This is a genomic window from Acinetobacter sp. YH16053 (assembly GCF_013417035.1).
In the GTDB taxonomy this organism is placed as follows: domain Bacteria; phylum Pseudomonadota; class Gammaproteobacteria; order Pseudomonadales; family Moraxellaceae; genus Acinetobacter; species Acinetobacter towneri.
This window is the reverse complement of the sequence record NZ_VPEP01000042.1, coordinates 1-6,843: the sequence shown is the minus strand read 5'-3', so window position 1 is coordinate 6,843 and position 6,843 is coordinate 1. Positions and strand designations below refer to the sequence as shown.

Below are 6,843 nucleotides of genomic sequence, written 5' to 3'. Positions count from 1 at the left end.
ACTGGTGTTACATCTGTTCCTAAAGTATGTGTTCCATTCGGAGATTTCACATCAACCCGAATATCATCCAACTTAGATGGTCTTTAGTTACGGAATTTTCTGGGGTTTCTGGCGTAAAACCCTTAATAATATTATTCCATAGTTATTTCTGTTTTCATATATGGGGTTTTAATGAAGTTATTGTTTTTATTGTTCTTTTTATTTCCATTATCCGTTTTAGCTAGTGATTGTGGGATTAAAGATTTTTCTTTATGTCAGTCTGCTGAGAATGGCGATAGTTTAGCTCAAATGAAAATTGCTGATATGTATTCAGAGGGGGATGGTGTAAAGCAAGATAAGCACATCGCTTTTGAATGGTATCAAAAGGCTGCAAATCAAGGTAATGTAGAAGCTCAGAGTATTTTAGGTTCATTGTATCTTTATGGTACAGGCGTTAATTCTAGTAAACCAATGGCATTGAAGTTTTACAAAATGGCAGCTGATCAGGGTGACATAATAGCTATCATTTCATTAGGTCAAATGTATTTGGTTGGATATGGTGTGAAAAAAGATGAGGTTATGGCTTTCAATTTTTATCAAAAAGCAGCTGAACTAGGCGATGTTTCATCACAAGCAATATTATGTGGTTTTTATCGTAAAGGTATAGGAACTGATCAAAATGATGATTTAGCCTTTGAATGGTGCAAAAAAGCCGCAAATAAAGGAAGTGAATCTGCTCAATACGCTCTTGGTAATATGTATTTGAACGGAGTTGGTGTAAAGCAAGATATTTCTGAGAGTCAATTATGGTTCAAGGAATCTTGTGATAATGGTTTTGATTTTGCCTGTTCTAAAGTAGACAAAAAATAATGCCCCAATGATGTGCTAACAAAATTTTCAAATTAATTATTAGAATGTAATAATTAATTGTATTTGTTATAATGATATAGTAATTGTAAGTTTAATATACAACGAGAATAATATGAAGAAAAAAGTAATTAGATTAGTAAGTCAGATAGATGTGAATGAAACCAAAAGTAGTTTAATTTATGAGCAGAAAATGTCATTAATTTACTTTCTTTTTGGTGGATGGTTTTCTTTTTTCTTCATGAAAAAAAAAGGAAATAGAACTGTTTGTTTTTTGCGTGATATCAATTCTATTGATATTTCATCAACAGTAATGACTGGTAATTTAATTACGGTTAATACAAATGATATTCGTTATGTCCTGGAAGTCAGGAATAAAAAGACATGGGTTGATATTTGCAAAACCCTTCCATCCATACTCCCTAACATTATAATTAATGAAAAAAAATAATTCCATTTAAATTATTACAATTCAAACCGGTGAATAAACATAATAAAATTTACCGGTTTGAAATATGACAAAATTATCTGACGTTTGAATTGCTGTTTTATTGTTTTTTGATTACTTTGTTGTTACCAAATCGGTTTTGACCAATATCACCTTTATAAAATATCATTAAGATTGCGAGTGCTAAATAGGAAAGTATTCCTAGCATTCCTATTACTAATCCTATCGTTCCGAATAAATTACCGCCTATATAGGTGAATGATAATGCAATTATAAAAAATAAATATGGCGTAATGAGAAACCATCCAGAGTAATTTACATCATGTAATCTACGGATAGATACGGTTATTTCTGGAATAAAAATTATTAAATAAAATATTGATGCAATCAATGTAAATCTTTCAATAATTAATAGCAGTATAGGGTTAATTATTATAAATGCGATGTATTCCTGACGAGAAGATCGGTCTTTGAAATTAAAATAATTACGGAAACAATTAAAATAACTATTAAAGAATGAACTCATAAAGTCTTTATCCAATTTGATGATGGTTTTCAGTATGATAATTTTTGCTATTTGATTTTTTAAAAATCTGGTCAATGACTATAATTTAACATAAAGGTGCTTAAGCGTAACGCCATTTAGGCACTCAACCTAAAATTCCCCTCAACCGCTCAAAACTCCCTATCTTCTCCCCGTAAAAAGCCCCATTTTTGTGTTAGTGATTTGTTATCAAAACGGCGGTTTGGGTTTCGCGGTAAAAATGACGTCAACCGGCTATTTTTTCCAGAATTGCCACGGTTTTTTTGTTGGTACTGGTATAACAGGTTCGGGTGTTGTCGGCAGCTTGGATTCGATTAATAGCATTGCTTGTTTTAGGCTGTCTATATGTGACTGTTGAGCTGTAACGAGTTGTCTCAGGTGTTCAACTTCCTGTTCTAGTTGCTTTGTTTTATTGGTTTCACTTGTTCCGTTAGGTGTTGCATGTTGTTCATTTATTACAGTGTCACTCTGTTCATGATGAACAGACTTGAATGCGCCAAAAACTCGTAAAAGCTCTGATGTATCTATCTTTTTTATTCCATTCTCATCTGTACATATGGACAATTTTCCGTTTGATATGTAACGGTGAACAGTTGTTCTACTTTTTTTCGTTAATCGTGAAGCTTCACTGATCGATACCAGAGCCATTATTCATCCTCAAATTGATATTTTTATTTGATTATCTTGTGTAAATTGAAAATGTAGCGCGTTAGCTGTTCGACCTTTTTTTACAATATCAACCGTTACCATTAGGTCACTCTTATCATTTAATTCCTTTATGGCGGGTTTTATTACAAACTTATTAAGCTCTGAGAATTTTGAATATTTGTTATCTATTCCCATCATTGAGCGGAAATCATCAACATTGATTAGTCTATCTCCAGTGGCTTTAAATTGCATTAATAGCTCATAAATCCTAATGCTATATGTTCTTTTAAGAGCTGACACATTTTTAACTGCAATACTGGTGAATTGTCCTTTTAACTGAGTTAGGTATGGCATTATTGAGTCAGAAAAAGTTAACTCTATTCGACCTTCCCCTCCAAAATATTTTGCTTTTTGTTGAATCCATCGGATCTCTTCTTTTTTATTTTTCCAATGTATCTGTATCCATCTTTCCGCTAATTTATCTACTGCATCTTGTAAATGTCTCTCTGCATTACCTGTACCCATATTAGGAAAAGCTAGATAAAACTCTTCGGCTGTTAACTCAAAGGTTTTCTCAGGGGACTCATCTTTGGGATTCAACTTACCAATACACATTAATAAAACCCGCTGTTCCTGCAAAGTTAGTTTATAACTAGCTTCAATTAGAGCATTTGATTTGTAGGCTACTAGGTTATTCATCAAAGACCTCCTAATGGTGTTAAATAAATATACACCACTAATACCATTAATGGTATGTTTTATTTTAACACCATCAATGCGTGTGGATATTACCGTAAAAAGCACCATCTATTACCGTAAAAAGCACCATCTATTACCGTAAAAAGCACCATCTATTACCGTAAAAAGCACCATCTATGTTGTTGTAAGTTATTGATTACAGCGAGTTTTTTTTACCCGAAAACAAGATAAAAAACAAAAAAACAAGTTAAAAAGGGAAATGCCTGTGAATAACTCAACCAAAGTTGTCAGATACATCACGCTTCGTAATATTTAAAAGGATGTCGCAAACAACGTTTGCTCCTTTTCAGACAAACCTAAAACACCTCAGTAGCTCCCTCGCTTTGCTCGGGCAACTCGTTGAACATTTCTTTTGTCTACGACCATCCAGCCACTGCGCCGCTGTTTTTTCCGTGTCATTGGGTTCGCTTCGCTCACGGCTCAATCAGGAAGGAGCTGTCTGAGCTTCTGAGCCACGTTTTCAGTATTGGGTGATAAATTCCATTATCGAGCCAATAAAACCTCACCACGGACTTCCTGTGGCGTTTTAGAGGGTATTAACACCCTGTTCTAATCTTCCTTTTTTTGATTGAGTAATGCTTGCCCCTTAAATTTCCATTCTTCCCATTTGGGATTGTCACGGGATAATTCATGCAAGCTGACTAATGCCCCCAGTAGTTTTGCGGGGTCATCTACCGGTTTACCCGTTTGACTGTCCACTAACCCTGCCATAATGAGTAATCCCGCCGATTGATAAAGGGCATGGTCACGCGCTTTACGGGCCGCTTTGGCTTCTGCACGCTTCTCTGCTTGAATAAGATTCATCACCTTTGTGCGGGCTTCCTGTGCTTTTTCTGCTGCCCGCTCTGCCTGAATTAACAATGAGAGCGTTTTTATTTCTTGGGCGGTTTTATCCGCTTTATCGTGCAAAATCACCAATAAGCGTTGTGCCTCATTCGGTGATTTTAAACCACGGATAGTTTGCACTCTGTCTGCCACCCATTTAGCCTGTTTTTCGTTTTTCATCTTTACCACTCATGCAGCTTTTAGAATGAAATAATTATGCTCATGATTGGCAACTCAGGTCAAATTCCACTACAATCCCTATCATCTTTTTATTGATAGGGCGCACTTAGACGTTTCTTCACTTCATTCAGAAACGGTGCGCGCTTGCAGCGGGCGAAAACAGCATGGCATCTTATCATCTCAGCGTTAAAACCGGCGGGAAAGGCAAAGCCACTTCCCATGCCGATTATATTGCGCGTGAGGGAAAATATGCCCGTGAAAAAGACAACGACCTTGAGCATCAAGAGTCCGGCAATATGCCCGCATGGGCAGCGCATAAACCGTCCGAGTTTTGGAAAGCCGCGGACACGTTTGAACGTGCCAACGGCTGTACCTACCGCGAAATTGAAATTGCCCTGCCGCGTGAATTGACACCCGCACAACGCCTTGAGCTTGTTCGTGATTTTATTCAACAGGAAATTGGCGACCGGCACGCCTATCAATTTGCCATTCATAACCCCAGAGCGGCGATTGAAGGCGGTGAACAACCGCATGCGCATATTATGTTCTCTGAACGGCTTAATGACGGTATCGAGCGTGACCCGCAGTTGTATTTTAAACGGGCTAACACGAAAAACCCTGAACGGGGCGGCGCAAAAAAATCTCGTTTTGGCGAAACGCCGACCGAACGCAAGGCATACCTTATCGCCCAGCGAGAACGCTGGGCTGACTTACAGAATAAGTATCTTGAACGGTATCAGCACGCTGACCGCGTTGATGCGCGTTCCCTGAAAGCACAGGGGATTGAGCGTGAGCCGGAGCGACATTTTGGCGCAGGACAGGTCAGGCAGTTTAATACAGCGCAGTTACACGCCCTGATGGAGCGCAGAGAAGCGGAGCGACAGGCTCAGCACTGTCGTGATGAATGTAACTGCGTCATTGATGTCACGACGACATTACGGGAAGCCCTCGCAGAGCGCGATAACGTCACTGAAACACCTAAATGCGAGGTGATGCAAAATGCGACTCAGGGCAGAACGTTTGATTTTGAAAAAGAGTCTGACAAGCTGAACGCACTGGTCAATGATGCCTTGAGTGAGATACAAGACGAGATTGACCTTCAATCCTTGATTAATGACTCGATGGCAGAGTTTCAGAATATTCATCAGGAACTGGTTAAGCAGCAGGAACGCGAGTATTGGGCTGAGCAGCGGCGTCAGCAGGAAAATGAACGACAGCGCCTCGCTGAGCAGAAGCGACAGAAACCGGATGACGGCTGGTCATTTTCACGATAGAGAGAATTTTGTATGAGTGATGAGATTAAAAAAATTGCGGCGCTGATTGGGCATCAGCAAGCGCAGGAAAAGCGTGTGGCGGCGTTGATTGATGAATTTCAGGCAGAATCCGCCAAATTAAGCCGCCAAACAGCACAATTGGCTCAGGTGATCCATGAATTGGACAGTGCCTCCGGTAAGATGACCGACACGATCAGGCAATCGGTGAATGCAGCCTTAACTCAGGTTGAAAAAGAACTCAAACAAACGGGATTGGCGCAGCAGAAACCCGCCGTCAATGCGCTGAATCAGGTGGTTACAGCAGCTAATGAATCCGTGAGTGCAATGCGACGTGAAATGTCACGTTATACGTGGAAATCCGCGATTTATATCGCCCTGACAATGGTTGCTGTTATGGGGGGCTGTCTCTGGGGGATGTTTTATTTTATCGACAGTGGTTATGACCGAATTGCAAAAATGCAGCGCATGGAAGCGGTCTGGCAAAAAAAAGCCCCGCTGGCTGATATCTCCACGTGTGACGGAAAACCTTGTGTGAAAGTGGATACAAGGCAGTCATATGGTGATAAAAAAGACACCTATCTGATTATCAAACAATAAAAAAACGGCGCTGAATACGCCGTTTTCCCGTGCAAGTCGTCAAAGTAGCGAGGGGGTTTTGAGCGGTTCGCCCTCATTCAACCTATTCATCTGCTAATGAGCCGGAAGGTTGAAAGATCTTTCAGTTTTTACTGATTAAATATGAGCATATTTAATCCAGCAAGTACTTACCATACTACCCTGGAGACTCACCTTTTAAATATCTATTTAATAAGTAACTAAGAGGCCAACCCTCAGAATCATTCAGTAACAGGCACTTAGATATCATTTCAAAATCATCTGATATATAAGCGGAAACATCACTATCTCCACAAACTTTAAATGATAACTTAAATGAAGCTTCTCTTATCCTATTTATTATTTCGATGCAATCGTCAGGAAAACATATATTTTTTATTTTATTAAAACTATTTAGCCACTGTTTTTCAAACTCATCGCCATCTCTTTTATCTAATGCGTCATCAATATTTATATGTAATAAAAAATCAAAAAATTTAGGTTCGTTAATTATCATTAACAATTCATTTAAGTTATCATTAGACATTACATTAACCCTTGCTTAGTTAGCCATTCTTCAATTAAATTAACCGCTTTTACTGGTGTTACATCTGTTCCTAAAGTATGTGTTCCATTCGGAGATTTCACATCAACCCGAATATCATCCAACTTAGATGGTCTTTAGTTACGGAATTTTCTGGGGTTTCTGGCGTAAAACCCTTAAT

Annotated in this window: 9 protein-coding genes; 4 read left to right on the top strand and 5 right to left on the bottom strand. The window is 38.7% G+C overall.

Translation table 11 applies throughout. From position 1 onward, the window contains the following. Window positions 1-171 precede the first annotated feature (171 nt). Window positions 172-849: a tetratricopeptide repeat protein gene (locus FTV43_RS14135; RefSeq protein ID WP_179991687.1), complete on the top strand. Its 678-nt coding sequence runs from the start codon at window positions 172-174 to the stop codon at window positions 847-849. A gap of 112 nt (window positions 850-961) precedes the next feature. Beyond that, window positions 962-1,297, top strand: a complete 336-nt coding sequence (locus FTV43_RS14130; protein ID WP_179991688.1) for a hypothetical protein — start codon at window positions 962-964, stop codon at window positions 1,295-1,297. 97 nt (window positions 1,298-1,394) lie between these two features. Here the strand turns inward: FTV43_RS14130 and FTV43_RS14125 are convergent, their stop codons facing one another. The 4 genes from FTV43_RS14125 to FTV43_RS14110 all read right to left on the bottom strand — a co-directional run bounded on the left by FTV43_RS14125 (window position 1,395) and on the right by FTV43_RS14110 (window position 4,250). Next, window positions 1,395-1,820, bottom strand: coding sequence for a DUF805 domain-containing protein (locus tag FTV43_RS14125; protein WP_179991689.1), 426 nt, complete (start codon window positions 1,818-1,820; stop codon window positions 1,395-1,397). A 252-nt stretch (window positions 1,821-2,072) separates the two neighbouring features. Next, a complete protein-coding gene (locus FTV43_RS14120) occupies window positions 2,073-2,486 on the bottom strand; it encodes a hypothetical protein (protein WP_179991690.1) in 414 nt (137 codons plus the stop codon). A 9-nt stretch (window positions 2,487-2,495) separates the two neighbouring features. Then, window positions 2,496-3,185, bottom strand: a complete 690-nt coding sequence (locus tag FTV43_RS14115; RefSeq protein WP_179995751.1) for a replication initiation protein — start codon at window positions 3,183-3,185, stop codon at window positions 2,496-2,498. 609 nt (window positions 3,186-3,794) lie between these two features. Then, entirely contained in the window at window positions 3,795-4,250 is a 456-nt protein-coding gene (locus FTV43_RS14110) for a conjugal transfer protein TraD (RefSeq protein ID WP_179991683.1), read from the bottom strand. A gap of 164 nt (window positions 4,251-4,414) precedes the next feature. Between FTV43_RS14110 and FTV43_RS14105 the strand changes: the two genes are divergently transcribed. Next, complete coding sequence (locus FTV43_RS14105; protein ID WP_179991684.1) at window positions 4,415-5,524, top strand: MobA/MobL family protein; 1,110 nt, start codon at window positions 4,415-4,417, stop codon at window positions 5,522-5,524. Between the two features lie 12 nt (window positions 5,525-5,536). Next, entirely contained in the window at window positions 5,537-6,121 is a 585-nt protein-coding gene (locus FTV43_RS14100) for a tRNA modification GTPase (protein WP_179991685.1), read from the top strand. Window positions 6,122-6,296: 175 nt separating this feature from the next. On the opposite strand, the gene FTV43_RS14095 is transcribed toward FTV43_RS14100, so the two are convergent. Next, window positions 6,297-6,665 (bottom strand): hypothetical protein, encoded by a 369-nt coding sequence (locus tag FTV43_RS14095; RefSeq protein ID WP_179991686.1) that lies wholly within the window; start codon window positions 6,663-6,665, stop codon window positions 6,297-6,299. Window positions 6,666-6,843 lie beyond the last annotated feature (178 nt).

Bases quoted from the DNA above. Each gene is read 5' to 3' on its own strand.
- FTV43_RS14120 (WP_179991690.1), bottom strand. From the start codon at position 2,486: ATGGCTCTGGTATCGATCAGTGAAGCTTCACGATTAACGAAAAAAAGT.
- FTV43_RS14110 (WP_179991683.1), bottom strand. From the start codon at position 4,250: ATGAAAAACGAAAAACAGGCTAAATGGGTGGCAGACAGAGTGCAAACT.
- FTV43_RS14105 (WP_179991684.1), top strand. From the start codon at position 4,415: ATGGCATCTTATCATCTCAGCGTTAAAACCGGCGGGAAAGGCAAAGCC.
- FTV43_RS14095 (WP_179991686.1), bottom strand. From the start codon at position 6,665: ATGTCTAATGATAACTTAAATGAATTGTTAATGATAATTAACGAACCT.
- FTV43_RS14115 (WP_179995751.1), bottom strand. From the start codon at position 3,185: ATGAATAACCTAGTAGCCTACAAATCAAATGCTCTAATTGAAGCTAGT.
- FTV43_RS14125 (WP_179991689.1), bottom strand. From the start codon at position 1,820: ATGAGTTCATTCTTTAATAGTTATTTTAATTGTTTCCGTAATTATTTT.
- FTV43_RS14130 (WP_179991688.1), top strand. From the start codon at position 962: ATGAAGAAAAAAGTAATTAGATTAGTAAGTCAGATAGATGTGAATGAA.
- FTV43_RS14135 (WP_179991687.1), top strand. From the start codon at position 172: ATGAAGTTATTGTTTTTATTGTTCTTTTTATTTCCATTATCCGTTTTA.
- FTV43_RS14100 (WP_179991685.1), top strand. From the start codon at position 5,537: ATGAGTGATGAGATTAAAAAAATTGCGGCGCTGATTGGGCATCAGCAA.